Here is a 24,850-nt window from a genome sequence, read left to right as displayed (position 1 = left end):
GTGTCCGGATCCGGTGGCGCCTGCCGCCCCCCTCACTGCTCGCGCATGCCCCAGGGGGAGCCGTACTCGACCAGCAGATCCAGGAACGGGCGCGGCTCGAACGCCTCCGGCCCCAGCACGCCCGTGCCCTGCCAGACCCCGCCGGCCAGCAGCTCCAGCGCGATCACCGGGTTGACCGCGGTCTGCCAGACCACGGCCTGCGAGCCGTACTCGCGCATCGACCACTGGTTGTCCACCACGTGGTAGAGGTACACCTCGCGGGGCCGGCCGTCCTTGACGCCCTTCACCCAGGTGCCGGCGCACGTCTTGCCGTGCATGCGCTCGCCCAGCTCGGCCGGGTCGGGCAGCACGGCGGCGACCACGTCGCGCGGCGACACCCTGGCGGTGCCCCGGTCGGTCCTGACCGCGACCGGCTCGGTGCGGTCCACGCCCAGCGCGTGCAGGGTCTTCAGGGTGCCGATGAACTCCTCGCCCAGCCCGTACTTGAACGTCACCCGCTGGGCCGGGATCCACCTGGGCACCAGCACGACCTCTTCGTGCTCGACGTTCACGCACTCCACGGGGCCGATCCCGTCGGGGAAGTCGAAGATCTCGGGCTCGCTGAACGGCTCGGTGGTGTACCAGCCGCGGCCCTTCTCGTAGACGATCGGCGGGTTGAGGCACTCCTCGATCGTGGTCCAGATGGAGAAGGAGGGGGCGAAGTCGTAGCCGTCCACGGTCAGGTTCGCGCCGTCCCTGATCCCGATCTCCTCGATCTCGTCGAAGAGCTCGTCGGCGGCGTACCGGGCGAAGACGTCGGCCAGGCCGGGCTCGACGCCCATGCCGACCAGCGCCAGCCTGCCCCTGTCGGCCCACTGGGGCGCGCGGTCGAACTGCTCGTCGCCGAGCTTGACGCCGACCTCCTCGTACGGGCGGTCGGGGTGTGGCTTGGACATCGACATGGCCATGTCGAGGTAGTCGACGCCCGCGGCGAGCGCTGCGTCGAACAGGGGCAGCACGAACCGGGGGTCGGTGGCGTTGAGCAGCACGTCGCAGCGGTGCTCGGCCAGCAGCGCGGCGACCGCGCCGGCGTCGGCGGCGTCGATCCTGGCAGGGGTGAACCTGGTGGCCTCGTCGCCGAGCGCGGCGACGGCCGCCTTGGCGCGGGGGAGATCGTAGTCGGCGACCACCATGTGGTCGAAGAACGGGCGGCGTGCGGCGATCCGGGTGACGGCGGTTCCCACGCCGCCGGCTCCCACAAGAAGGATACGCATGACGATAAATCCCCTTTTATGGCTTTTTCGGGGGGTGTGTCGTACATCAAACGCTCGTATGCTCATCAACGTCAATGGTGTTGGCATAAGGGAGGCCTTCCATGGCCAAGCGGGTGGTGCCGGAGGCGGCACGCCGTCGGCGGCGTCCGACCAAGCAGGGGCAGGTGCTCACCCACGCGCTCATCGTGGAGACCGCGCTGCGCATGTTGCGCGAGCACGGGGCCGCCGGGCTCACCGCCCGCCGCCTGGGCCTGGCGCTCGGCGCCGACGCCAGCACCGTCTACCGGTACTTCCGCGGCATGGACGATCTGCTCCTGGCCATCGCGGACGAGCTGTTCGGCCGCGCCATGGCCTCGTTCCTGCCCACCGGCGACTGGCGGGCCGACCTGCGCGAGCTGGGCACGCGCATCCACAACGCCTACCTGGCGCACCCGCAGGCCGCCGTGCTGACCGCCAGCCGGGTCACCGGCCGTCCGAACGAGGTGGCCAGCGACGAGACGATCATCGGGATCCTGCGCGGCGCCGGGTTCGCGGACAGGGACGCGGTGCGGATCTACCACGCGTTCATCGACCAGAGCCTGGCCTTCGCCATCCTCGACGCCGCCACCCTGGCCCTGCCGAAGGCGGCGCGGGAGGCCGACGAGGAGGTGTGGCGCGACACGTACGCGCGGCTGCCGGCCAGCACCCACCCCAACATCGCGGCCACCGCGCCGCTGCTGGTCGCCCGGATGAACGACAGCGCCTACCCGACGGCGCTCGACCTGCTGCTCTCCAGCGCGGCGGCCCAGCTCGCGGGGTAGAGCCCCGGGTATGCCGGAAGGTCATCTGATCCACCGCCACGCCCGCGAGCAGCACGCCGCCCTGGCCGGTCACGTCGTGCGCGCCGCCGGCCCGCAGGGGCGCTTCGAGGCCCGGCCGTACGACGGGCGGGTGCTGGCCGGGGTGGAGGCGGTCGGCAAGCACCTCCTCTACCACTTCGAGGACGGCCTCCCGGCGATCCACGTGCACCTGGGCATGCGGGGGATCTTCCTGCGGTACGACGATCCGGAGTCCGGGCCCCGGCGCGGTACCCGGCTGCGGCTGGCCACGGGGGAGGTGGCCTACGACCTCATCGCCCCCTCCCGGTGCGAGCCGCTCGAAGCGGAGGAGGTGGCCGCGCTGCGCGGCTCGCTGGGGCCGGACCCGCTGCGCGAGGACGCGTCCGCGGCGGAGGCGGTGCGGCGGCTGACCCGGTTCGGGGGGCCGGTCGGGGCCGGGGTGCTCGACCAGGGGGTGTGGGCGGGCATCGGGAACGCCTGGCGGGCGGAGCTGCTCTTCCTCGTGGGGCTCCACCCCGGCTCGCGCGGCATCGACGCGGAGACGGCGCTGCGGCTGTGGGAGGCGGCGGTCACGTACCTCGCCCTGGGCAGGGACGCGGGGCAGGTGGTCAGCGACCCGGCGGCGCCCGACGAGCGCTGGGTCTACAAGCGGGAGCGCTGCCGCCGCTGCGGCGCGCCCGTCGAGACCTGGCAGCTCGCCTCCAGGACCGCGTACGCCTGTCCACTGGACCAGCCCCGGTAGCCTGAAAAGTGACATGGCCACCACGATCCGTAACCCGCTGCTGGACATCCGGCGCCTCTACGTCGAGCCCGCCGCCGCCGAGCTGCCGCGCGGCCGGGAGATCCTGGCCCGCTTCCCCGCAGCCGAGCGCGTCGAGGTCGAGAGCCATCACCGCATCCCCGAGCTCCACGGCGACGAGGCGAACGTGGCCCGCTGGGTCCGCATCAAGACCGAGGCCCTCGTGCTCGGGGTCAAGAAGTCGCTGACCGCGCGCCCCAACGGCCGCTCGGCCCACTTCATCGCCCCCTCCACGGCCAACGGCTGCGCCATGGCCTGCGCCTACTGCTACGTGCCGCGCCGCAAGGGCTACAGCAACCCGATCACGGTCTTCGCCAACATCGACCAGATCCTCGGGTACGTCGAGCGGCACGCCGGCCGGCAGGGCGTGAAGGCCGAGCCCGACCAGATCGACCCGCACGCCTGGGTCTACGACATCGGGGAGAACTCCGACTGCTCGCTCGACGCCACGGTGTCCGACAACGTGCGGGACCTGGTGGAGCTGTTCGGCCGGCTGCCGCATGCCAAGGCCAGCTTCGCCACCAAGTACGTCAACCGCGACCTGCTCGACTGGGAGCCCCGGGGGCGTACCAGAGTGCGGTTCAGCCTCATGCCGGCGGCGGACTCCAAGCTGCTCGACATCCGCACCTCGCCCATCGCCGACCGCATCGCGGCGATCGACGACTTCGTGGCGGCCGGGTACGAGGTGCACGTCAACTTCAGCCCGGTCGTCGTACGGGACGGGTGGCTGGAGGACTGGGCGGAGCTGCTCGGCCACCTCGACGACGCCCTGAGCGCCGAGGCCCGCCGCCGGCTCGCCGCCGAGGTGATCTTCCTGACCCACAACGACCGGCTGCACCAGGTCAACCTCGGCTGGCATCCGAAGGCCGAGGAGGTGCTGTGGCGGCCTGAGCTGCAGCAGGCCAAGCGGTCGGAGACGGGCGGGTGGAACGTGCGCTACCGCAACGGGCACAAGGGGCGTTACGTCGCGGCGCTCACCGGCCTGATCGGGGAGCGGCTGCCGTACTGCCGCATCCGGTACGCGTTCTAGCGGCCGCGCGCCAGGCGCTTGTTGAGCGAGGCCAGGGAGTCGTCGGCCATGAGGCCCGGCAGGCGGGGCGCGTCCTCGTCGATCTGGCGCAGCACGGCGGGATGTCCACCCTGGTGGCGGGTCCAGGCGCGGACGACCTCGGGCATGGCCGCGATCGCCGCCTCCGAGAGGATCGCCTCCCTGGGCAGCCATTGGGTCAGGAACTGCGCGACCCTGGACGGGCTCCACCACAGCGGGCGATCCCCGACGAACTCGACCAGCTTCCCGAACGCCTCCTGGGCGCCGGGCACGTCGGGCAGCGCGTCCAGAGCGATCTCGGACGCGATCTCGGACGCGGTGTCACGCGTGCGGCCGGGCGCACCGCCGTCCGCAGGCCCGGCGGCTGCGTTCGGCGTGGCGTCGTGCGTGCGGGTGAGCGCGGAGCGGGCGCGGGTGATCGCGAACGGGCGCACGCCCGGCAGCGTCTCGGCGACCTGCGCCCCCATGACGCGGTCGGTCAGCTCGAAGGCGTCCAGGATCCGCGCCGCCACGCTCTCCGGCGGCGTCGGCCGCAGGTCCAGCTCGTCGAGGAACTTCGCCTCCTCCACCACCGCGTCCACGGCCAGGCCGCCGCTGGGCTGGTCGATGCCGGCGACGAGGACGTGCGGCTCCTTGCCGTTGTCGTAACGGAAGGACAGGGCTGCCAGAACCTGCTCGCCGTAGGGGTCGGCCTTGCCGTACCAGCCGCCGTCGCAGGTGACCTGGCCCATCCGGCGCACCCATCCGGGCAGGCTCTCGGCCGCCGCGTCGCCGGCCGCCGCGTACGGGCCTTGCGCGCCCTGGCCGTTGACCGCCGCCAGGGCGGCCAGGGCGAGGCGCGCTTCCTGGCCGCCGTCCTCCGCCGATCGCCGCAGGAACGCCTCCACCTGCTCCGACGCCTCCAGCTCGGCCGTGAGGCGGGCCGCCCAGAGCTCCGTCCGCAGCGGGGAACGCCATCTGAGCAGGTCGCGGGCCTGAGTGATCGCCGTGTCGAACGCAGTCGTGCTCACCCCTAGACCGTATCGTCACGGCGTACCGGCCGGGCGGGACGCACCGGTGGCGGCTGTCACCGGTGGAGGTCCCGCGGCGTGATCACGGTGGCCAGGCCGTCCAGCAGGCGTTCGAGGCCGAAGGCGAACAGCGACTCCAGGTCCAGCTCCGCGCCCGGCTCCGTGATCCGGGCGATCAGCGGCCCTTCGAAGGGCAGCCGCGCCGCGACCCACTGCTTGCTGGTCAGCCCCGTGTCCAGCTCGGCGCCCGCCTCGCTCTCGATGTTGATCGCCGTCCCCCGCACGAAGTTGACCAGCGTGCCGTAGACGTGCAGCCGGGTGCCCGGATCCAGACCGAGGCCGTCCAGCGCGCGTAGGGTCCACTGCCCGTACGCCAGCAGCCCCGGCAGCGCGACCGGCCGGGTGATGGACACCAGCCGCGGCAACCAGGGATGGCGATGGTAGGCGGCCCACTGGAGCTGAGCGGCCACCCGCAGGTGGGAGCGCCATCCCGGCGGCGGCTCCGGATACTCGATGCCGGCGAACGCGGCGTCCGCGATCAGCTGGGTGAGCTCGGCCCTGGCGTCGAGGTGCCGGTAGAGGGTCATGGTGGCGACCCCGAGCTTGGCCGCCACCGCGCGCATGGACAGCGCGGCCAGGCCGTCGGTGTCGGCGATCTCCATGGCCGCGCGGACGACGCGGTCGCGTTCCAGCCCTCCGGCGGAGCGCGACGGCAGCCTCCGGGGAGCGACCACGGCGCCGACCCGGGACGTGGACTCGATGGCGCCCGCCTGCTTGAGCGCGGCCAGCGCCTTGGTGGCCGTCGCCATCGCCACGCCCCACTCGCTCATGATCGCCCTGGTCGTGGGGACGGGATCGCCGGGCCGCAGCTCTCCCTCGGCGATGCGGCGCTCGATGTCGGCCACGATGCGCAGGTACGGCGGTCGCGGATCGTTCACGACGTCATGCTGCCATGCCTCAGTGATCGGGCAGCCAGTTGCCGTGCAGGCCGAGCGGCACCCTGGCGGGTAGGTGGACCCGCGCGACGGGCTCGCCGGTGAAGTCCTGGGCGGAGAGGATCACCAGGTCGGCGGCACCGCGCTCGGCGTCGTGCACGTACGTCAGCAGGTACCCCTCGTCCTCGCCCGCGCCCGTGCCGGCGAACACGGCCTCCCCGACCGCCGCGTCCCTGCCGAACCCGTGCACCTCGGCCGTCCCCCGTTCCAGGTCGTGCTTGACCAGGGCGTTGGTGAAGGCGTCGTCGGGCGGCGGGCCCTCGGACGTGAACGGGATCCCGTACAGGGCGGTCGCGGCCGAATAGCCGTATCGGTACGGGCGGGTGGCCCGCGCCTCGTTCACGCGCGGGAAGTCCTGGGGCCGGTCGTCGAGGCGCCGCTGGTCGATGCCGTCCGGCGTGATCGTCCAGCGGTCCAGCACGGGCCGGATCGCCCCGGGGTCGGCGGGGTCGAACGGCCCTTCGGCCGTGACCAGGTCGACCACGACGGAGTGGCCGTCGTCGTAGGCGTTGAGCGTGTGGCTGACGTGCACGGGGCCGACGTCCAGCCAGCGCACCTCACCACCGGCTCGCGGCAGCACACCCACCCGGGTCGGGCGCCCCGGCAGCCACCGGCACTCGAACCCGTCGAAGCCCAGCGGAGTGTCCCACAACACTACGTGGGACTCGGTGAGCGCGAAGTCGTGCAGGAACGGCGTCCGGGTCATGGGGATGGTGGTGGTCCGGGCGACGCTTCCCCCGGCGTCGGTCACGATGTGCTGGACGAAGTCGTGGCCCGGCATGTACGACAGCGAGTGCAGTTCGCCGGTGAGCGGGTCGTGCTTGGAGTGCGCTCCCGCCGTGAGCCCCTGCGCCGTCCCGCCCAGGTCGCACAATCCCACCGTGTTCAGCTCCGCGTCCAGCTCGGCGGGCGGCAGGCCGCCCTCGGCCAGGGCGAAGACGCGGCGGGCGTGCTCGAACACGTGCACCATGGGCGCGAAGCCCGGCGTCCGGACGAAACGGTTCCGGTACCACTCGGCCCGGCCGTCACGCAGCCTCACCCCGTGCACCATGCCCTGGCCCATGCCCCAGATGTGCACGGCGGGATCTTCCACGTTCAGCGGGTTCGGCCCGTTGCGCAGGTAGCGGCCGTTCAGCTCGACGGGGATCCGCCCGGTGACGGGGAGGTCGAAGGCGGTGATCTCTTCGGTGACGGGGGCGAAGGCCCCCTCCAGATACTTCATGTGAGCACCGTACGGAGCCGGGCGCCCAGCCCCAGCGCCACGAGGGAAATCGCCGGGCTGTGCACTAGTGCAAGGCGTGCCCCTGCGTCATGTGCGCGCCGTTGCGTGCGCGGCATCGAGGCGCACAGGACGGGGTGAGGCGGGCACGGCAGGGCGGGGTGGGCACGGCAGGGCGGGGCGGGCACGGCAAGGCAGGGCGGGGCGGGGCGGGCAGAGCGCGGGATGGGACGGGGCAAGTGTGCCCGCGTTCGGGCGGATATGCGGCGGCCCGGGCCTACGCGCAGGTGCGTCCGTGGGCCCGGGCCGTGCGTTCGTGCTAGCGGTTGTCGCCGGTCAGGCCCGCCTTCCGCAGGGCCTCGGCCATGGCGCCGGTCGGCGCGGGCCGGTCCTGGCGGCGCTGGCCGCCCCGGCCGTCGCCGCGCCCGCGCTGACCGCCGTCACCGCCGCGCTGGCCGTCACCCCTGCCGCGGCCACCGTCACCGCGGCCGCCGTTCCCGCGCCCGCCATCGCCACGACCGCCGCCTTCACCGCGCCCGCCTTCACCACGACCGCCTTCACCACGACCGCTTTCACCACGACCGCCTTCGCCACGGGCGTCTCCGCGGCCGCCGTGCCCGCGCCCGCCGTCACCACGCGCGCCGCGCCCCGGCTGGCCGTCGCCGCGACCGCCCCCTGGCCGGCCGGCGCCCTTGCGAGGCCCCTCGCCGCCCTGCTGGGCCGTCGTCTCGTCCTCCAGGCGCAGCGTCAGGGAGATGCGCTTGCGCGGGATGTCCACGTCGAGGACCTTGACGCGGACGATGTCGCCGGGCTTGACCACGTCACGCGGATCCTTGACGTAGTTGCGCGACATGGCCGACACGTGCACCAGGCCGTCCTGGTGCACGCCGACGTCGACGAACGCGCCGAACGCCGCCACGTTGGTGACCACACCCTCCAGGATCATGCCGGACGTGAGGTCGGAGATCTTCTCCACGCCCTCCTTGAAGGTGGCGGTCTTGAAGGCGGGACGCGGGTCGCGGCCCGGCTTCTCCAGCTCGCGCAGGATGTCGGTGACCGTCGGGAGGCCGAAGGTCTCGTCGGTGAACTCCTCGGGCCGCAGTGTGCGCAGCGCCGCCGTGTTGCCGATCAGCTCCTTGAGGTCGGTCTTGGCGGAGGTCAGGATGCGGCGCACCACGGGGTAGGACTCGGGGTGCACGCTCGACATGTCGAGCGGGTCGTCGCCGCCCCGGATGCGCAGGAAGCCCGCGCACTGCTCGAACGCCTTCGGGCCGAGGCGGGGCACGCTCTTGAGCGCCGCGCGGGTGCGGAAGGGGCCGTTGGCGTCGCGGTGGCGGACGATGCTCTCCGCCAGCGTGGAGCCGATGCCCGACACGCGCGTGAGCAGGGGCGCCGAGGCGGTGTTGACGTCGACCCCGACGGCGTTCACGGCGTCCTCGACGACCGCGTCGAGCGAGCGGGAGAGCTTGGACTCGGCCAGGTCGTGCTGGTACTGGCCGACGCCGATCGACTTGGGGTCGATCTTGACCAGCTCGGCGAGCGGGTCCTGCAGGCGCCGGGCGATGGAGACCGCGCCGCGCAGCGACACGTCGAGCTCGGGCAGCTCCTGCGAGGCGTACGCGGAGGCCGAGTAGACCGAGGCGCCCGCCTCCGAGACCACGATCTTGGTGAGCGACGGCATGTGCTTGACCAGCTCGCCGGCCAGCTTGTCGGTCTCGCGCGAGGCCGTGCCGTTGCCGATGGCGATCAGCTCGACGCCGTGCCGCTGCGCGAGCGCGCCCAGCACCGCCAGCGACTGGTCCCACTGCCGCTTGGGCTCGTGGGGGTAGATGGTGGCGGTCTCGACGACCTTGCCGGTGGCGTCGACCACGGCGACCTTCACGCCCGTACGCAGGCCGGGGTCGAGCCCCATCGTCGGCCGCGCGCCGGCCGGGGCGGCGAGCAGCAGGTCGCGCAGGTTGGCCGCGAACACCCGCACAGCCTCGTCCTCGGCCGCCTGCCACAGCCGCATGCGCAGGTCGATGCCCAGGTGCACGAGGATGCGGGTGCGCCAGGCCCAGCGCACGGTCTCGCTCAGCCACTTGTCGGCCGGGCGGCCCTGGTCGGAGACGCCGAACCGGGAGGCGATGCGCAGCTCGTAGTCGGGGCTGTCGTCGGGCTCCAGGGTGACGGAGAGGACCTCCTCCTTCTCGCCCCTGAACATGGCCAGGATCCGGTGGGAGGGCAGCTTGGTGAACGGCTCGCCGAACTCGAAGTAGTCGGAGAACTTGGCCCCCGCCTCCTCCTTGCCCTCGCGGACCTTCGACACCAGCCGCCCGTGGTTCCAGAACTGCTCGCGCAGCCCGCCGATGAGGTCGGCGTCCTCCGCGAAGCGCTCGATCAGGATGGCCCTGGCCCCTTCGAGCGCGGCGCCCGCGTCGGCGACGCCCTCGGTGACGAAGCCCTTGGCGGTGGCCTCGGGGTCGAGCGTGGGGTCGGCCAGGAGCTGGTCGGCCAGCGGCTCCAGCCCCAGCTCGCGGGCGATCTGCGCCTTGGTGCGCCGCTTGGGCTTGTACGGCAGGTAGATGTCCTCGAGCCTGGCCTTGGTCTCGGCGGCCATGATCTGCTCGCGCAGCTCGTCGTCGAGCTTGCCCTGAGACTCGATGGACTCCAGGATCGCCGTCCTGCGCTCGTCAAGCTCGCGCAGGTAACGCAGCCGCTCCTCCAGCGTGCGCAGTTGCGCGTCGTCGAGGGCGCCGGTGGCCTCTTTGCGGTATCGCGCGATGAACGGCACGGTCGCGCCGCCGTCGAGCAGGTCGACGGCCGCCTGCACCTGCCCGTCGCGTACGCCGAGCTCTGCGGCGATCCGCTGGTGAATAGAGAGCACTTGCCTGCCTTTCGATGGTCCCGCCGGTCAATTGTGCAGGACGACGCCGTCCTTCATGACCAGAGTGCGCGCTGGGTGAACGACCACGGCCTCCGCCGGGCTCCCGGCCGGCACCACGACGAGGTCGGCCCGGTCGCCGGGCGCCAGGCCGTAGTCGTCGAGCCCCAGCGCCCGCGCGCCGCCGACGGTGGCGGCCTCCAGCGCCAGCTCGATGTCGTCGTCCCTGCGGAACGTGCTGCGGTAGGCGAGGTGCATGGCCCGCTCCAGCATGTCGCCGCTGCCGTACGGGCCCCACAGGTCGCGGATGCCGTCGTGCCCGCACGCGACCGTGACCCCCGCGGCCCGCAGCTTCTTCACGGGTGGCACGGGGAAGCTGTAGACGGCCGCGGTCACCACCGCGACCCCGGCCTCGGCCAGGCCCTCGACGAGGCGGTCCTGGTGGGCGTCGTCGAGCTGGCCCAGCGCGTACGCGTGGCTGACCGCCACCCTGCCGCCCAGCCCGAGCGCCTTCGTCCGCTCGATGATCAGCTCCAGCTCCCACCCGCCCAGCGAGCCCCCGTCGTGCAGGTGGATGTCGAGATGGGTGCCGTAGCGCCCGGCCAGGCCGAAGACGAGGTCGAGGTGGCGCACCGGGTCGCGGTCGATGCCCGCGGGGTCGAGCCCGCCCACCGCCTCCACGCCGCTCTTCAGCGCTTCTTCCAGCAGCTCGGCGGTGCCCGGGTTGGTGAGCACGCCGTGCTGGGGGAAGGCGACCTGGCGCACCTCGACGGGCGAGCCGGCCGCGGCCTCGCGCACGGCCTCCACGCCCCGCAACCCGGCCGCGGGGTCGATGTCGGTGTGGGTGCGCACGTGCGTGGTGCCCGCCGCGCTCATGCGCTCCAGCAGGGCGGCGATCCGGGCCACGCTCGGCACGCCCAGCTCGGCGCGGCGGCCGAGGTCGTTGGCGATGCGGCCGGAGAGCGTGTCGTCGGCGGAGTGGGGCACCCACGGCCCGCCGTAGAGGGTCTTGTCGAGATGGCAGTGGGCCTCGACGAGGCCGGGCAGGACGAGCTGCCCCGCCACGTCGAAGACCTGGGCGCCGGGCGCCTCGACGGGGCCGAGCGAGACCCGGTCGATGCGGCCGTCGCGGACCAGGATGTCGGCAGGCGCTCCGAGCCCCCAGGGGAGCCCACCGCGGAGCAGCACGTCGGTCATGCCCAGCACCCTAAGGGGCGGGACCGACGATTTCCCTGCCCCCTGGTGTGACGGTTCTGAAGACCTACTCGACGACCAGCTTGACCGGGATGTTGCCGCGGGTGGCGTTGGAGTACGGGCACACCTGGTGAGCGGCCTCGACGAGCTCCTGCGCGACCTCCGGCGCGATGCCGTCGGGCAGCTCCACCCTGAGCGTGGCGTCGAGCCGGAAGCCGCCCTTGCCGTTGGGCGACAGGCCGATCTCGGCCGTGACGGCGGCGTCGGAGACGTCGACCTTCTTGCTCGCCCCCACGAACTGCAGCGAGGAGGCGAAACAGGCCGCGTAGCCGGCGGCGAAGAGCTGCTCGGGGTTGGTGCCCTCGCCGTTGCCGCCCAGCTCCTTCTGCAGGGCGAGCCGGACGTCGAGCTTTCCGTCGGAGGAGACGGCGCGGCCGTCGCGGCCCGCCGCGGTGGCGATGGCGGTGTACATGATCCTGGCTCCCTTGGTAGACAGACCTGTCTGTGCATCTGAGAGTAGACAGGTCTGTCTGGTATCGTCAACAGGTGAGCGCAGGAACGCGGAGCCCGGCGCGGACCCGGGTGCTGGAGACCGCCGCCCGCCTGTTCTACGGCGAGGGCGTCCACACGGTGGGCATCGACCGCATCATCGCGGAGGCGGGCGTGGCGAAGGCGACCTTCTACCACCACTTCCCGAGCAAGGACGACCTGGTCAGGGCGTACATCGTCGAGCAGGGCGCGGCGCAGCGCGGCATGGCCGAGAGCATGCGCGAGGGATCACCGCGAGAGCGGCTGCTGGCGATCTTCACGTTCATGTGCGAGTTCGGCGCCGGCCCCGCCTACCGGGGCTGCGCCTTCGTCAACACGGCGGCCGAGTATCCCGACCCCGCCCATCCCGTACGCCAGGCCATCGCCGAGCACCGGCGCTGGACGCGCGACCTCTACCGCGACCTCCTGGCCGCCGACGGCCACCCGGACCCCGAGCGGACCGCCGACGTGCTGCTGCTGGTCAGGGACGGGCTCGTGGTCGGCTTCGACCTCGACGACCCCGCCACCGTCAGGGCCGCCGTGGAGACCGCGCTCGCCCGGGTGCTGAGACCCTGATCAGATGGCGTCGAGGTGGGCGACGTTCGCGACGTCGGCAGGGTCGGTGCTCGGGCGCCCCGCCAGCCAGGCGTCCAGGATCTCGTCCAGCACCACGTCCGAGGTGAGGCGGAGGCTGAGCGCCAGCACATTGGCGTCGTTCCACTTGCGGGCGCCGTCGGCGGTGTAGGCGTCCACGCACAGGGCCGCGCGCACGCCGGGCACCTTGTTCGCGGCGATCGACGCGCCCGTGCCGGTCCAGCAGCAGACGACCGCCTGCTCGGCGCGGCCCTCGCTGACGTCCCTGGCGGCCAGCTCGCAGGCCCACGCCCAGTCGTCGCGCTCGCCGTCGTCGAGCGCCCCGTGGGTCACCACCTCGTGCCCCCGCCGGCGCAGCTCGGACACGACCCGCTCCGCCACGCCGTCCTTGCTGTCGGCGGCCACCGAAATCCGCATGCGTCCCTCCAGGTCGGCTCCCCTTCCCGTTCCAGCGTAGAGGCGGCACGGGGCGGTGAGGCTGGCGTCATGAGGCGGTATGTGCTTGGTTGTGGCGGCATATGAGAATTGACGCGAACGACATTCCGGCCCTCGCCCGCGGCTGCGCCGTGCTGGGCACCGGCGGCGGGGGAGACGTGCGTACGGGGTCGCTGGCCGCGATGCGAGCCATCCGCGAGTACGGCCCCGTGCCCCTGCTGAAACTCGACGACCTGCCGGGCGACGCGCTGATCCTGCCGCTGTCCGGCATCGGCGCGCCGACCGTCAGCCACGAGATGATCCACGGGGAGGACGAGCCGAAGCGCATCGCCGAGGAGGCCGAGCGCATCTTCGGCCGGCCGCCGAGCGCGATCATGTCCTCCGAGATCGGGGGCGCCAACGGCGTCGCGCCCGTCGCCTGGGCCGCCCAGCTCGGGGTGCCGCTGCTCGACGCCGACGGCATGGGCCGGGCCTTCCCCGAGGTCCAGATGGTCTCGATGTACGTGGCGGGGATCCCGGCCGACCTCGTGATCATGTCCGACGTGGCGGGCAACGTGGTGACGATCCGCCCGGTCGACGGGCTCTGGTCCGAGCGCATCGCGCGGGCCGTCTGCGTGGCGGCGGGCTCGCACGCGCTGATGTCCGACTACATCCTGACCGCCGACCGGGCCAGGGGCGCGGTCATCGAGGGTACGGTCACCCGCGCCCTGGAGATCGGCCGCGCCACGGAGGGCTCGGCGGACCCGCTCGGCGCCCTGCGCGACCGCCTGGGCGCCACCAGGCTCATCACCGGCAAGCTGACCGACGTGGAGCGGCGCACCACGGGCGGCTTCGTCCGCGGCACCGCCACGATCGAGGGCACCGGCGACGACCGCGGCCGCCGCCTGACCCTGGAGCTGCAGAACGAGAACCTGGTCGCGGAGGAGGGCGGCCGGATCCGCGCCATGGTGCCCGACCTCATCACGGTCGTGGACACCGAGACCGCCGCCGCCGTCCAGACCGAGGGCCTCAGGTACGGCCAGCGCGTCACGGTGCTCGCCTGGCCCTGCGACCCGCTCTGGCGCACCCCGAAGGGCCTGGAGACGGCCGGGCCGCGGGCCTTCGGCTACGACCTGGGCTACGTGCCCGTCGAGGAGCTGTCGCATGGCTGACCTGCGCATAGGGATCGACGTCGGAGGCACGAACACCGACGCGGTCGTGCTCGACCCTGACGGCCGGGTGATCGCGAAGGCCAAGCGGCCGACCACCCCGGAGGTGACCGGCGGCCTGCGGGCGGCACTCGACGCCGTGCTGGCCGGGCTCGACAGCGAGGGCCGGCAGAGCATCACGCGCGTCATGCTCGGCACCACGCACGCCACGAACGCCATCCTGGAGCGGCGCGGCCTCGGCCGGGTGGCCGTGGTGCGGCTGGGCGCGCCCGCCACCACCGCCGTGCCCCCGCTCTCCGACTGGCCGGACGACCTGCGCAAGGCCGTCTCGGCGGGCGAGGCCGTCGTGCCCGGCGGCCACTACGTGGACGGCCGCGAGATCAGCCCGCTCGACCTGGACGCCGTCCGCCGCTTCCTGGACGGCGTGCGGGCCGACGCCGTGGCCGTCACCAGCGTGTTCAGCCCCGCCGACGACGGGCACGAGCGGCGGGTCGCGGAGCTGGTCAGGGCCGAGTACGGCCTGCCGGTCTCGGTGAGCTGCGAGATCGGCTCGCTGGGCCTGCTGGAGCGCGAGAACGCGACCGTGCTGAACGCCGCGCTCCACGGCGTCGCCGCCCACGTCACCGACGCCCTGGTCACGGCGCTGGCGGAGCGGGGCCTGGGGGCGCGGCCGTACCTGGCCCAGAACGACGGCACGCTCATGACGCTGGAGCACGCCGCGCGGCTGCCCGTCTCCACGATCGGCTCTGGCCCGGCGAACTCCCTGCGCGGCGCCGCGTACCTGTCGGGGGTGGCCGACGCGGTCGTGGTGGACGTGGGCGGCACGTCCACGGACCTCGGGGTGCTGGCCGGCGGCTTCCCCCGGGAGTCGGCGGCGGCGGTGGAGATCGGCGGGGTGCTGACCAACTTCCGCATGCCCGACATCCTGGCCATCGCGCTCGGCGGCGGCACCGTCGTGCGCCCGCGAGGCCTCGGCCCCGACTCGGTCGGCTACCGGATCGTGCGCGAGGCGCTGGTGTTCGGCGGGGCGACGGCGACGATGACGGACGCGGCCGTCGCGGCGGGCCGCGTCCCGCCGGGCGCCCACGACTGGCGCGAACGCCTTCGGCGCGCCCTGTCGGAAGGAGGACGCCTGAAAGGTGGCATGTCAGAAGAAGAAGTCCTCCAAGGTGACATGTCGGAAGAAAAGGCAGACATTCTGGAAAGCGCGGTTACCTGGGCCGACGAGATGGTGATCGACGCGGTGGACCGGATGACGCTCGGCAGGAGCGACCGTCCCCTGGTGGCGGTGGGGGGCGGGGCGTTCCTGCTGCCCGATCACATCCCCGGGGTGAGCCGCGTGATCAGGCCCGAGCACGCCGAGGTGGCCAACGCCGTGGGCGCCGCCATCGCCCTCGCGAGCGGCAGAGTCGATACGATCTTGCCAGCGGGAGACAGCCGGGCGGCGGCGATCGAGAGCGCCAAGGAGGAGGCGCGGGCGCGAGCCGTGGCGGCGGGGGCCGACCCCGCCGGAGTCGAGATCGTGGACCTCCTCGAGGTGCCGCTGAGCTATCTCTCCGAGCCCGCCGTGCGGGTGCACGTCAAAGCAGCCGGACCCCTCGCCCGGTGACAATCGAAAGGACCCCCCCACCATGCGCTGGCACAAGCGTCTGCTCGTCGCCGGGGTAGCCGGTGTCCTCGCCCTGACCGCGTCCGCGTGCGCGGGCGGACAGGTGCGCGGCGCCGGCGGGACGCCCCAGCCGCAGGCGAGCAGCGGCAGTCCGGCGGACCAGACCGGCGGGCAGGCCAACGACAGCACGTTCGTCTACGCGCCGAACTCCGACGTGGTCACCGACTGGGACCCGGCGACCTCCTACTCCAACGAGATCGTCGCCCTGGCCAACATCTACGAGGGTCTCACCAGGTACAACTCCCAGACCAAGCAGGCCGAGCCCCGCCTGGCGACCGAATGGACCTCGTCGGGCGACGGCAAGGAGTGGACGTTCAAGCTGCGGCAGGGCGTGAAGTTCCACACCGGCGACCCGATGGACGCCGAGGCCGCCAAGAAGGCGATCGAGCGGACGATCGAGAAGAAGGGCGGCGCCGCCTACATCTGGGACCCGGTGGACGAGATCGAGGCGGTGGACGCGAGCACGCTGAAGTTCACGCTCAAGTACGCCGCCCCGCTCGACCTGGTCACCTCCTCCGGCTACGCCGCCTGGATCTACGACGTGGACGCCGTGGACGCCGACGGCGGGACGACCGCCGGCACCGGCCCGTACACCATCGACTCGTGGCGCAAGGGCGAGGAGAACGAGCTGACGCTGAAGGCGTTCGAGGACTACTGGGGCGGCTGGAAGCCCGAGCAGTACAGGAAGGTCACCTTCCGCGTCACGCCGGAGATCACCACCGCCTGGCAGCTCCTGCAGAAGGGCGAGGTCAACTTCGTCAGGCGCCTGAACCCGCAGCTCTTCGCCCAGGCCGGCACCACGCGGGGCGTGCAGAGCGCGCAGACGCAGTCGTTCCAGAACCTGCTGGTGCTCTTCAACACCGCCGACGGCCCCACCAAGGACGTCAGGGTGCGGCAGGCGCTGCAACTCGCGATCGACTACGACGGCCTGGCGGCGGCGCTGGAGGGCTCGGGCGTGAAGGCCAGCGGCCTGGTGCCGCAGGGCCTGCTCGGCCACGTGGACGGCATGGAGCCCAAGCAGGACCTGGCCAGGGCCCAGCAACTGCTCGCCGACGCCGGGTACGGCCCCGACCTGGAGGAGCTGGAGCTCAGCCTGACCTACGCCATCGGCGACGAGGACCAGAAGCTGCTGGTGACGCTGCTCAGCTCGACGCTGAAGCAGCTCAACGTGACGCTGCGGGCCAAGCCCATGAACTGGGGCGCGCAGTGGGACCTGGGCAAGAAGCGCGGCCAGGACGTCTTCGTCATGTACTGGTACCCGGACTACCCGGACGCCTACTCCTGGTTCCTCAACGTGTTCAAGAGTGCCGACAAGCCGCAGTTCAACCTGTCGTACCTGAAGAACGCGGAGATCGACACGGCCATCGACAAGCTGCCGGAGCTGACGGCCACGGACCGGACGGCGGCCGAGCAGGAGTACCGGAAGCTCCAGCAGAAGATCATCCAGGAGGAGGCGGCGGTCGCGGTGCCGTACGTGCAGCGCTACCAGCGCGCGCTGTCGGCGGACGTCCAGGGTTACCAGGACAACCCGGCCTATCCCAGCGTGGTCTTCTTCTACGAGCTCACGCGCGCAAGCTAGGCCATGCTCCGCTATCTGGCCCGCCGGCTCGGCCAGGCCCTCCTGGTCGTGGCCGGCGTGGTCGTGCTCACGTTCGCGATCATGCGGCTGGTGCCCGGCGACCCGGCGGTCGCGTTCGCCGGGCCGAAGGCCACGCCCGAGCAGCTCGCCGAGGCCCGCGCGCGGTTCGGCCTGGACGACCCGCTGCCCGTGCAGCTGCTGAACTACGCGCGCGACCTGGTCACCGGCGACTGGGGGACGAGCCTGCGCACCAGGCAGCCCGTGCGCGACGACCTCTACCTGGCCTTCCCCGCCTCGCTGGAGCTGGTCGGGGCGGCGCTGCTCGTGGCGATCGCCCTGGGCGTCCCGCTCGGGGTGCTCGCCGCCCGCCACCACAGGAGGCTGCCGGACTTCGGGGTACGGCTGGGCAGCATGCTGGCCGTCTCCGTACCGGTCTTCTGGCTGGCCCTGGCGCTGCAGACGGTGTTCGCCGGCCACCTCGGCTGGTTCCCGATCGCCGGCGAGTACGACACCTCGCTCGACACCACCAGCCCGCTCACCCTCTGGACGAACATCACCATCGTCGACGCCCTCATCACCGGCAACTGGCCCATCTTCACCAGCACCCTCGAACACCTGGTGCTGCCCGCCCTGGTCGTGGCCGCCTACCCCACGGGCGTGATCGCCCAGATGACCAGGGCCGCGCTCATCGAGGAGTCGGGCCAGGACCACGCCAGGCTGGAGCGGGCGCTCGGGTTCGGCGAGACGTCGATCCTGACCAGGTTCGCGCTGCGGCCCGCGCTGAGCCCGGTGCTGTCGCTGATCGCGCTGGTCTTCGCGTACGCGATCGTCAACGGGTTCCTCGTCGAGGCCGTCTTCAACTGGCCCGGCCTGGGCCGTTACGCCGCCGAGTCGATCCGCTCGCTGGACACCCCCGGCATCGCGGGCGTCACCCTGCTGGTCGCCCTGGTGTACGTCCTGGCCAACCTGGTCGTGGACATCCTCCAGGGCTACGTCGATCCCCGCACGAGGTCCCGATGACGCCCCCGATCACCATGGACGGTCAACCGCCGCGCCGCGGCCTGCCCCGCGTCCCCGACCGGTTCGCCGCGCTGGGGGCGGTGCTGCTCGCGGTCGTCGTGCTGGCGGCGCTGCTGGCGCCGTGGCTGGCGCCGTACCCGCTGGACGAGCCGCGCCCGCTGGAGCGGCTGCTGCCGCCGAGCGGCGCCCACTGGTTCGGCACCGACCAGGTCGGGCGGGACGTGCTCACCCGGATCCTGTACGGCGGGCGCACCTCGCTGACCATCGCCGTGGCCGTGCTGGGCGTCTCGGCGGCCGTCGGGGTGACGCTCGGCGTGGTCGCCGGGTACGCGGGCGGCTGGATCCGGGACGTGATCATGCGGGTCACGGACGTGTTCCTGGCCTTCCCCGCGCTGCTGCTCTCCCTGGCGCTGGCCGTCGTGCTGCAGCCCAGCGTGAACACCGTGATCCTGGCCATCGCGGTGACCTGGTGGCCGTGGTACACCCGGCTGGCCGCCTCCGTGGCCGCCTCGATCGCCACCCGCCCGTACGTGGACGCCGCGCGCTGCCTCGGCGTGCCCGCGCCGCTGATCATCGTGCGGCACGTGCTGCCGAACTCGCTCACCCCCGTCCTGGTGCAGCTCTCGCTGGACGCGGGCGGGGTGATCCTGACCTCGGCGGCGCTGTCGTACCTGGGGCTGGGCGCGCAGGAGCCGACGGCGGAGTGGGGGTTGATGGTGCAGCAGGGGCAGACGCTGTTCACCACGAACTGGTGGGTGGTGACCTTTCCCGGGCTGGCGATCCTGGTGACGGCGTTCGCGTTCAACGTGCTGGGGGAGGGGCTGCGCAACGCGCTCGACCCCCGGGCGCAGGTGCTCGGCAGGAGAGAGCGACGAAGGAGCCAACGGATGCCGGAGCGGCCGCGACCATGAGCACGCAGGGCGGTCAAGTGATCGAAGTACGCGACCTCCAGGTGCGGTACGGCGGGCGGCTGGTCGCCGACGTGCCCGAGCTGGACGTCGGCGCGGGGGAGTGCGTGGCGATCGTGGGGGAGAGCGGGTCGGGCAAGTCCACGACGCTGCTCTCGCTCCTCGGCCTCACCGAGAATGCCGAAATTTCGGGACAAGTGCGGGTGTGTGGCGTGGACGTGGTCACCGCCTCCCCGAAGGCGCTCCGCCAGATCCGCGGCGCCCGCGCGGCCCTGGTCATGCAGTCGCCGCAGGCCGCGCTCAGCCCCGCCACCCGCCTCGGCGTGCTCATGCGCCGCGCCCTCAAGCTGCACGGCAGGCAAGCCACGGACGAGGTCATGGCGCGGGCCCTGGAAACGGTCGTGCTCGACCGCGAGATCCTGCGCCGCTACCCCCACGAGATCTCCGGCGGCCAGGCCCAGCGCTTCGCCATCGCGCTGGCCATCGCCCTGGGCGCCGAGGTCGTCCTGGCCGACGAGCCCACCAGCGCGCTGGACGTGACCGTACAGGCCGAGGTGGTCGGAGTGCTGCGGCGGCTGCGGGCCGAGCGGGACCTCGCGCTGCTGCTGGTCTCCCACGACCTGGCCCTGGTCTCGACGATCGCCGACCGGGTGCTCGTCATGAAGGACGGCGCGGTCGTGGAGTCGGGGCCCGCCGCCGAGGTGCTGGCCGAGCCGTCCCATCCCTACACCCGCGAGCTGCTGGAGGCGCTGCCGTGACCATGCTCAGGGCCGAGCGCGTGACGCTCGGGTACGGCCGCCGCCCCGTCGTGCACGACGTCAGCCTGGACATCACCGGGGGCGGCGTGGGCCTGATCGGGGAGAGCGGCTCCGGCAAGACGACGCTGGCGCGCGCGTTCCTGGGCCTCCTGAGCCCCATATCCGGAAATATCTGGTACGGCGACCAAGACCTCAAGAAGGCGGACCTGAGGGCGTTCAGGAAGGACGTGCAGCCCGTCTTCCAGGCCGAGGCCCTCGACCCCCGGATGCGCGTCGGCCGCTCGATCGCCGAGGCTCTCCCGCGCGCCGCCCGCGCCCGCGTCGGCGAGCTGCTCGAACAGGTCGGCCTCGATCCCGCGCTGGCCGATCGCCGCCCCCACCAGCTCTCGGGCGGCCAGCGCCAGCGCGTGGTGATCGCCAGGGCCCTGGCCGTCGGCCCCCGCCTGCTCATCCTCGACGAGCCCACCAGCGCGCTCGACGTCACCGTCCAGGCCAGGATCCTCGACCTGCTGGCCTCGCTGGAGACCGAGCGCCTGCTCATCACCCACAACCTGGCCGTCGTGGAGCGGCTCTGCCGCACCTCCCACGTGCTCTTCGCGGGCCGCGTGGTCGAGTCGGGCCCCACCTCCGAGCTCCTGGCGAACCCGACCCACCCGTACACCAGGGCGCTGCGCGACGCCGTGCCCAAGCTGGGCGGCGCCCCGCCCGAGGCCGCCTCGGCCCTCGGGGGCAGGACGGAGGCGGTCCCCGCGGCGACCGGGTGCCCGTTCAGGCTGCGCTGCCCGCTGGCCGTGCCCGCGTGCGAGCAGGCCCCCGTGGCGCGGGACGTGGCAGGCCGTCAGGTGGCCTGTCACCGGGCGGAGGACGTGCTCTCCACCTGACCCTTCAGGTGCGCGCACATGTCGTCGGCGAGCTTGTCCATCAGCCGGGCCAGCTCCGCCCGCTCCGGCTCGGACCAGCCGGCCAGCGCGGCCTCGAACCACTGTGAGGCGGCCCGGCGGCACGCCAGCGCCGCCTGGCCGCCCTCCTCGGTGAGCGCGATGCGCCACGCCCGGCCGTCGTCGGGGTCGCGTACCCGCTCGACCAGCCCGCGCCGCTCCAGCGCGGCCACGTGGCGCGTCACGTGCGGGCTCTCCACCTGCAGGCTCTCGGCGATCTTGCCGATCCGGCGCGGCTCGCCCGCGTCCAGCAGATCGACGAGGATCTGGACGTCCGGCCGGTCCAGGCGGACGCCCGCGGCCTCGGTCAGCCGCTCGTGCGTCTTGGCGCGGTTCATTGAGGTCGCGAGCCGGCGATAGGCGTCCACCGTTCGGCGCAGATTCTCGTCCATCCGCTTGATTACCTAACTTACGTATGTATTATCGGTTCCCGGTTACTTACCTAAGTTATCTAAAGGAGCCGACATGGCGACAGTCGTCGTGCCCGCGTCGCGGGCAACGACCAGCCGGAACCCTTGGCCCGCGGTGATCTCACTGGCCTTCGCCGCCTCCATCGCCGCTCTCCAGAACACCGCGGTGGTTCCGCTGCTTCCCGTGCTGCAACGAGAGCTGAACACCTCGTTGAGCGCCGTGAGCTGGACACTCACGCTGAGCCTGATGGTGGGCGCGGTGTCCACGCCGTTGCTGTCGCGCTTCGGCGACATGTACGGCAGGCGCCGCATGATCCTCGCCGCCCTGACGCTCCTGGTGATCGGCTCGGTCATGGCCGCGCTGGCGACCTCGCTGACCTGGCTGATCGTGGCGCGGGTGCTGCAGGGCTTCGTGTCCGCGCTGGTGCCGCTGTCGATCGGGGTGGTCAGGGACTCCCTGCCCAGGCAGCAGCTCGCGACGGGCATCGGGGTGCTGAGCGCGACCATGGGGTTCGGCAGCGGCGGCGGCATGATCCTGGCCGGGCTCGCCTCCGGCGACTACCACCTGGTCTTCTGGATCACCGGCGGCATCTCGCTGGTGGCGGGCATCGTCGTGGCCTTCCTCGTGCGTGACTCGGCCCCGCCGGTCAAGGGCCGTCCCGATCTGCTGGGTGCGGCGCTGCTGACCGCGTGGCTGGTCGCGCTGCTGCTGGCCGTCAGCGAGGGCGGCTCCTGGGGCTGGACCTCGCCGGGCGTGCTCGGGCTCTTCGGCGCGGCGGCCGTGCTGGCGGTCGTCTGGGTGCTGGTGGAGCGCAGGGTGGCCGAGCCGCTGGTGGAGATGGCGATGCTGGTGCACAGGGGGACGGTCGGCGCGACGGTGTCCTCCTTCCTGCTCGGGTTCTCGTTCTTCACCCTGCTGACCGGCATGTCCGGCTTCGCCCAGGCGCCGGAGGCGGCGGGCGGGCTCGCGGCGACCACCCTGCAGGTGGGGATCTACCTGCTGCCGAGCACGCTCTTCATGCTGGTGATCTCGCTGTTCGCGGGCCGGATCATGCGCAGGCTCCCGGCGTCCGCCATGGTGGCGATCGGCTCGGGGGTCACCGCGCTGGCCGGGCTCTGGCTGGTGGTCCAGCACACGGCTCCGGCGCACCTGTACGTGGCGTCCTCGCTGATGGGCGTGGGCCTCGGCGTCGGCTACGCGGCGCTGGGCACCATGGCCGTGGAGCACGTGGCTCCGGACAGGACCGCCGTGGCGGCGGGGGTGAACGCCCTGGTCCGCATCGTGGGCGGCAGCGTGGCGGGCGCCGCGATCGCCGCCGTGCTCGCCGCGGGCGGCGGCTACCCGTGGGTCTTCGGGGCAGCCGCCGGAGCGGGCGTCGTGGCCGCGCTGTTCGCGGCCGGGTACGGCTATCTCAACCGCAGGCCGGTCACAGCGCCTTCAGGCCACTGATCACTTCCAGCAGCACCTTGGCGTCCGGGGCGGGCGGCGGCAGCTCGACCTGCACGAGTTGCTGGGCGTGCAGGTCGCCGACCAGGACCCGGACCACGCCGATGGGCAGGTTCAGCTCGGCCGCCACGTCCACCAGCCGCGTGGGCTGGGTGCACTTCTGCAGGATGATGAGGTGTTCGGGGTCGAGGCCGCGGGGCGGCGTGAGGCCGCCGGCGGTGATGATGACCGCGATGAGGTCGATGGCCTCGCTCGCGGGCACCGTGCGCCCCCTGGTCAGCAGGTAGGCGGGGACGATCGGACCGGCGTCCTCGTCCAGCCAGCGCTCTTCAGTCACTTCGCACCACCCGCATGGGGCGAGCGGCGGGCTCCTTCTGCACGGCGATCGCCGGGGCCTCGGGCTCCGGCTCTGCCACGTGCTCTTCCGGGATCAACACGATCGCGGTGGTCCCTCCATATGGTGAACCGCGCAACGTCACGCGGATGTCATGCCTGGCGGCCAGGCGGGAGACGACGAAGAGGCCGAGCCGGTCACTGTCGGCCAGGTCGAACTCCGGCGGGCTGGCCAGCCGCTCGTTGTACTCGGCCAGCTCTTCTGGTTCCATCCCGAACCCCCGGTCCTCGACCTCGAAGGCGAAGCCCCGGGCCGTCCCCTCTCCGCGCACGATGACCGAGGTGTGCGCGGGGGAGTAGACGGTGGCGTTCTCGATCAGTTCGGCGATGAGGTGGATCACGTCACCGACCACGGTGCCGGCCAGGCGCTGGCCGGACATCGGCTCGATGACGACGCGCTGGTAGTCCTCCACCTCGGCGGCGGCGCCGCGGGCCACGTCGAGCAGCGGCACCGGCCGGCTCCAGCCGCGCCCGGGCGTGGCGCCCGACAGGATGATCAGGCCTTCCGCGTGGCGGCGCATGCGTGTCGTCAGGTGGTCCAGCTTGAACAGGTCGTCGAGCTGCTCGGGGTCGGTGGCCCGGTGCTGCATGTCCGCCAGCTGGATGCGCTGGCGGTGCAGCAGCGTCTGGCTGCGCCTGGCCAGGTTGCGGAAGACGTGCCCGACGCCCTCGCTGAGCTGCGCCTGGCCGACCGCGGCCTCCACCGCCGTCTGCTGCACGGCGGAGAACGCCTGGCCCACGTCGTCGATCTCGACCGTGGTGCTGGCCACGGACAGCTCGGGCATCTCGACCTTCTCGCCCTTGCGCAGCTTGGCGACCACGTGCGGCAGCCGCTCCTGGGAGACCTCCAGCGCCGCCAGCCGCAGCGCGCCGAGCTCCTTCGACAGGCGGTTGCCCATGCGCAGCGAGAACGCGATCGACACGATCACCAGCGCCAGCGCCGTGCCCGCCAGCAGGAACGCCCGCGACAGCACCTGGTCGGCCACCGGGTCGGCGCGCTCGTTCAGCAGCGTACTGGCCCTGAGCTGGGCCTCGTTGAACGACTTGGCCAGCCCTTCGGTGGTGCTCAGCCAGCCCTGCGGCGTGCCACCGGCGATGATCTGGTCCTCCATCATCCGCATCCGCTGGTAGGCGGGGGAGCTGATGAGGGCGACCTGGGGGTCGCGCAGCGCCGGGTCGAGCTCGCCGAGGCCCTGGTCGATGAGGAAGCGCCGGTTGCCCGCGATCTGGGTGAACAGCCTGCGCTCGGCCGCGTCGACCGTGCCGAGGCCGATGGCCTGCTCCCTGCTCAGCAGCTCCCTGGCGTAGCTCATGTCGACGACCACGCGCGACTGCTCGTAGATCGGGATGTCGTCGATCAGCGCGACCTTGCGGTGCAGGCCGTACAGGGTGTCGATGACCGAGTTGTACGCCTCCACGCTGTGCAGACGGTCGGACAGACCCGCGTCGATCTCCCCACGGACCGAGTCGAGCCTGTCGAGTTGCGTGTGCACCGCGTCCACCTGTGTGCGGATCTCTTCCGATCTGTCCTTGGAGGTGCTGGAGAGCTGGATGAACGAGTCCCGGGCGGCGTCGGTCTTGGTGCGCTGGGCGGCGACGGCGGACTCGTCCGCCATGTCACGCAGGAGCTGGGCCGAGATGAGACGCTCGCGCTGGATCTCGCTGATCAGTTTGTACGCGGGCAGGCGGAGGTTCGTCCAGACTGTCTTGTATTGACGCAGCTCCAAGCTCTCGCTGGCAGTGACGGCGGTGATGACCCCCCACAACACCACCATGGAGGTCAGCGGCACCAGTAGCAGTCCGATGATCTTCATGCGGATCGTT

The 24,850-nt window shown here is 72.4% G+C and carries 23 protein-coding genes; 12 read left to right on the top strand and 11 right to left on the bottom strand.

Translation table 11 applies throughout. The features are described 5' to 3' along the window. Positions 1–32: 32 nt before the first annotated feature. Positions 33–1,253 carry a saccharopine dehydrogenase family protein gene (locus ACBJ32_RS26820; RefSeq protein WP_375129054.1) on the bottom strand — a complete coding sequence of 407 codons (1,221 nt, stop codon included), beginning with the start codon at positions 1,251–1,253 and terminating at the stop codon, positions 33–35. Between the two features lie 101 nt (positions 1,254–1,354). On the opposite strand from ACBJ32_RS26820, the gene ACBJ32_RS26815 reads away from it, so the two are divergent. From ACBJ32_RS26815 to ACBJ32_RS26805, 3 genes are read left to right on the top strand one after another with little or no spacing between them, the layout of a single operon-like run. Next, complete coding sequence (locus tag ACBJ32_RS26815; protein ID WP_357872968.1) at positions 1,355–2,053, top strand: TetR/AcrR family transcriptional regulator C-terminal domain-containing protein; 699 nt, start codon at positions 1,355–1,357, stop codon at positions 2,051–2,053. A gap of 10 nt (positions 2,054–2,063) precedes the next feature. Beyond that, entirely contained in the window at positions 2,064–2,813 is a 750-nt protein-coding gene (locus tag ACBJ32_RS26810; RefSeq protein WP_375129053.1) for a DNA-formamidopyrimidine glycosylase family protein, read from the top strand. A gap of 13 nt (positions 2,814–2,826) precedes the next feature. After that, positions 2,827–3,900 carry a spore photoproduct lyase family protein gene (locus ACBJ32_RS26805; protein ID WP_375129052.1) on the top strand — a complete coding sequence of 358 codons (1,074 nt, stop codon included), beginning with the start codon at positions 2,827–2,829 and terminating at the stop codon, positions 3,898–3,900. On the opposite strand, the gene ACBJ32_RS26800 is transcribed toward ACBJ32_RS26805, so the two are convergent. The 6 genes from ACBJ32_RS26800 to ACBJ32_RS26775 all read right to left on the bottom strand — a co-directional run bounded on the left by ACBJ32_RS26800 (position 3,897) and on the right by ACBJ32_RS26775 (position 11,671). Then, positions 3,897–4,928, bottom strand: coding sequence for a hypothetical protein (locus tag ACBJ32_RS26800; protein ID WP_375129051.1), 1,032 nt, complete (start codon positions 4,926–4,928; stop codon positions 3,897–3,899). The two genes, ACBJ32_RS26805 and ACBJ32_RS26800, sit on opposite strands and share 4 nt — an antisense overlap. A 56-nt stretch (positions 4,929–4,984) precedes the next feature. Beyond that, positions 4,985–5,866, bottom strand: coding sequence for a GntR family transcriptional regulator (locus ACBJ32_RS26795; RefSeq protein ID WP_375129050.1), 882 nt, complete (start codon positions 5,864–5,866; stop codon positions 4,985–4,987). Positions 5,867–5,885: 19 nt separating this feature from the next. After that, the gene (locus ACBJ32_RS26790) at positions 5,886–7,145 is read right to left on the bottom strand and encodes a carotenoid oxygenase family protein (protein ID WP_375129049.1); all 1,260 of its coding nucleotides are present in this window, start codon (positions 7,143–7,145) and stop codon (positions 5,886–5,888) included. A 316-nt stretch (positions 7,146–7,461) separates the two neighbouring features. Beyond that, a complete protein-coding gene (locus tag ACBJ32_RS26785) occupies positions 7,462–10,008 on the bottom strand; it encodes a Tex family protein (RefSeq protein ID WP_375129048.1) in 2,547 nt (848 codons plus the stop codon). A 27-nt stretch (positions 10,009–10,035) separates the two neighbouring features. Continuing rightward, entirely contained in the window at positions 10,036–11,202 is a 1,167-nt protein-coding gene (locus tag ACBJ32_RS26780) for an amidohydrolase (protein WP_375129047.1), read from the bottom strand. A 64-nt stretch (positions 11,203–11,266) separates the two neighbouring features. After that, positions 11,267–11,671 (bottom strand): organic hydroperoxide resistance protein, encoded by a 405-nt coding sequence (locus ACBJ32_RS26775; protein ID WP_375129046.1) that lies wholly within the window; start codon positions 11,669–11,671, stop codon positions 11,267–11,269. Between the two features lie 74 nt (positions 11,672–11,745). On the opposite strand from ACBJ32_RS26775, the gene ACBJ32_RS26770 reads away from it, so the two are divergent. Further along, positions 11,746–12,303: a TetR/AcrR family transcriptional regulator gene (locus tag ACBJ32_RS26770; RefSeq protein WP_375129045.1), complete on the top strand. Its 558-nt coding sequence runs from the start codon at positions 11,746–11,748 to the stop codon at positions 12,301–12,303. Here ACBJ32_RS26770 and ACBJ32_RS26765 read toward each other — a convergent pair whose 3' ends face one another. Continuing rightward, positions 12,304–12,738 (bottom strand): RpiB/LacA/LacB family sugar-phosphate isomerase, encoded by a 435-nt coding sequence (locus ACBJ32_RS26765; RefSeq protein ID WP_357872995.1) that lies wholly within the window; start codon positions 12,736–12,738, stop codon positions 12,304–12,306. It abuts the gene before it with no gap. Between the two features lie 101 nt (positions 12,739–12,839). On the opposite strand from ACBJ32_RS26765, the gene ACBJ32_RS26760 reads away from it, so the two are divergent. From ACBJ32_RS26760 to ACBJ32_RS26730, 7 genes are read left to right on the top strand one after another with little or no spacing between them, the layout of a single operon-like run. Beyond that, positions 12,840–13,907, top strand: coding sequence for a DUF917 domain-containing protein (locus tag ACBJ32_RS26760; RefSeq protein WP_357872998.1), 1,068 nt, complete (start codon positions 12,840–12,842; stop codon positions 13,905–13,907). Then, positions 13,900–15,513, top strand: a complete 1,614-nt coding sequence (locus tag ACBJ32_RS26755) for a hydantoinase/oxoprolinase N-terminal domain-containing protein (protein WP_375129044.1) — start codon at positions 13,900–13,902, stop codon at positions 15,511–15,513. The genes ACBJ32_RS26760 and ACBJ32_RS26755 overlap by 8 nt, the downstream gene beginning before the upstream one ends. Positions 15,514–15,535: 22 nt before the next feature. After that, complete coding sequence (locus tag ACBJ32_RS26750; protein WP_375129043.1) at positions 15,536–17,152, top strand: ABC transporter substrate-binding protein; 1,617 nt, start codon at positions 15,536–15,538, stop codon at positions 17,150–17,152. Between the two features lie 3 nt (positions 17,153–17,155). Continuing rightward, on the top strand, positions 17,156–18,172 hold the full coding sequence (locus tag ACBJ32_RS26745; protein ID WP_375129042.1) for an ABC transporter permease: 1,017 nt from the start codon (positions 17,156–17,158) through the stop codon (positions 18,170–18,172). Beyond that, positions 18,169–19,083, top strand: a complete 915-nt coding sequence (locus tag ACBJ32_RS26740; RefSeq protein ID WP_375129041.1) for an ABC transporter permease — start codon at positions 18,169–18,171, stop codon at positions 19,081–19,083. Before ACBJ32_RS26745 ends, ACBJ32_RS26740 begins: the two co-directional genes overlap by 4 nt. A 17-nt stretch (positions 19,084–19,100) precedes the next feature. Beyond that, a complete protein-coding gene (locus ACBJ32_RS26735; RefSeq protein ID WP_375129040.1) occupies positions 19,101–19,838 on the top strand; it encodes an ATP-binding cassette domain-containing protein in 738 nt (245 codons plus the stop codon). A gap of 2 nt (positions 19,839–19,840) precedes the next feature. Continuing rightward, positions 19,841–20,719: an ABC transporter ATP-binding protein gene (locus ACBJ32_RS26730; RefSeq protein ID WP_375129436.1), complete on the top strand. Its 879-nt coding sequence runs from the start codon at positions 19,841–19,843 to the stop codon at positions 20,717–20,719. Here the strand turns inward: ACBJ32_RS26730 and ACBJ32_RS26725 are convergent. Further along, positions 20,689–21,168 carry a MarR family winged helix-turn-helix transcriptional regulator gene (locus ACBJ32_RS26725; protein WP_375129039.1) on the bottom strand — a complete coding sequence of 160 codons (480 nt, stop codon included), beginning with the start codon at positions 21,166–21,168 and terminating at the stop codon, positions 20,689–20,691. The two genes, ACBJ32_RS26730 and ACBJ32_RS26725, sit on opposite strands and share 31 nt — an antisense overlap. Before the next feature lie 73 nt (positions 21,169–21,241). Between ACBJ32_RS26725 and ACBJ32_RS26720 the strand changes: the two genes are divergently transcribed. Beyond that, entirely contained in the window at positions 21,242–22,636 is a 1,395-nt protein-coding gene (locus ACBJ32_RS26720) for an MFS transporter (RefSeq protein WP_375129038.1), read from the top strand. Here the strand turns inward: ACBJ32_RS26720 and ACBJ32_RS26715 are convergent. Together ACBJ32_RS26715 and ACBJ32_RS26710 are read right to left on the bottom strand one after the other, a co-directional pair. Further along, on the bottom strand, positions 22,614–22,970 hold the full coding sequence (locus ACBJ32_RS26715) for a DUF742 domain-containing protein (protein ID WP_043630385.1): 357 nt from the start codon (positions 22,968–22,970) through the stop codon (positions 22,614–22,616). The two genes, ACBJ32_RS26720 and ACBJ32_RS26715, sit on opposite strands and share 23 nt — an antisense overlap. Continuing rightward, on the bottom strand, positions 22,963–24,840 hold the full coding sequence (locus tag ACBJ32_RS26710; RefSeq protein ID WP_375129037.1) for a nitrate- and nitrite sensing domain-containing protein: 1,878 nt from the start codon (positions 24,838–24,840) through the stop codon (positions 22,963–22,965). Before ACBJ32_RS26710 ends, ACBJ32_RS26715 begins: the two co-directional genes overlap by 8 nt. Positions 24,841–24,850: the final 10 nt, after the last annotated feature.

The organism is Nonomuraea sp. GTA35 (assembly GCF_041950525.1).
Taxonomy (GTDB): domain Bacteria; phylum Actinomycetota; class Actinomycetes; order Streptosporangiales; family Streptosporangiaceae; genus Nonomuraea.
Note: the sequence above shows the minus strand (reverse complement) of the source record. Positions and strands in the feature narration are given on the sequence as shown.

Excerpts from the sequence above, each read along its gene's own strand:
- ACBJ32_RS26820 (WP_375129054.1), bottom strand. The coding sequence starts at position 1,253 with ATGCGTATCCTTCTTGTGGGAGCCGGCGGCGTGGGAACCGCCGTCACC.
- ACBJ32_RS26815 (WP_357872968.1), top strand. The coding sequence starts at position 1,355 with ATGGCCAAGCGGGTGGTGCCGGAGGCGGCACGCCGTCGGCGGCGTCCG.
- ACBJ32_RS26810 (WP_375129053.1), top strand. The coding sequence starts at position 2,064 with ATGCCGGAAGGTCATCTGATCCACCGCCACGCCCGCGAGCAGCACGCC.
- ACBJ32_RS26805 (WP_375129052.1), top strand. The coding sequence starts at position 2,827 with ATGGCCACCACGATCCGTAACCCGCTGCTGGACATCCGGCGCCTCTAC.
- ACBJ32_RS26790 (WP_375129049.1), bottom strand. The coding sequence starts at position 7,145 with ATGAAGTATCTGGAGGGGGCCTTCGCCCCCGTCACCGAAGAGATCACC.
- ACBJ32_RS26780 (WP_375129047.1), bottom strand. The coding sequence starts at position 11,202 with ATGACCGACGTGCTGCTCCGCGGTGGGCTCCCCTGGGGGCTCGGAGCG.
- ACBJ32_RS26775 (WP_375129046.1), bottom strand. The coding sequence starts at position 11,671 with ATGTACACCGCCATCGCCACCGCGGCGGGCCGCGACGGCCGCGCCGTC.
- ACBJ32_RS26765 (WP_357872995.1), bottom strand. The coding sequence starts at position 12,738 with ATGCGGATTTCGGTGGCCGCCGACAGCAAGGACGGCGTGGCGGAGCGG.
- ACBJ32_RS26760 (WP_357872998.1), top strand. The coding sequence starts at position 12,840 with ATGAGAATTGACGCGAACGACATTCCGGCCCTCGCCCGCGGCTGCGCC.
- ACBJ32_RS26755 (WP_375129044.1), top strand. The coding sequence starts at position 13,900 with ATGGCTGACCTGCGCATAGGGATCGACGTCGGAGGCACGAACACCGAC.
- ACBJ32_RS26750 (WP_375129043.1), top strand. The coding sequence starts at position 15,536 with ATGCGCTGGCACAAGCGTCTGCTCGTCGCCGGGGTAGCCGGTGTCCTC.
- ACBJ32_RS26745 (WP_375129042.1), top strand. The coding sequence starts at position 17,156 with ATGCTCCGCTATCTGGCCCGCCGGCTCGGCCAGGCCCTCCTGGTCGTG.
- ACBJ32_RS26740 (WP_375129041.1), top strand. The coding sequence starts at position 18,169 with ATGACGCCCCCGATCACCATGGACGGTCAACCGCCGCGCCGCGGCCTG.
- ACBJ32_RS26730 (WP_375129436.1), top strand. The coding sequence starts at position 19,841 with ATGCTCAGGGCCGAGCGCGTGACGCTCGGGTACGGCCGCCGCCCCGTC.
- ACBJ32_RS26725 (WP_375129039.1), bottom strand. The coding sequence starts at position 21,168 with ATGGACGAGAATCTGCGCCGAACGGTGGACGCCTATCGCCGGCTCGCG.
- ACBJ32_RS26720 (WP_375129038.1), top strand. The coding sequence starts at position 21,242 with ATGGCGACAGTCGTCGTGCCCGCGTCGCGGGCAACGACCAGCCGGAAC.
- ACBJ32_RS26710 (WP_375129037.1), bottom strand. The coding sequence starts at position 24,840 with ATGAAGATCATCGGACTGCTACTGGTGCCGCTGACCTCCATGGTGGTG.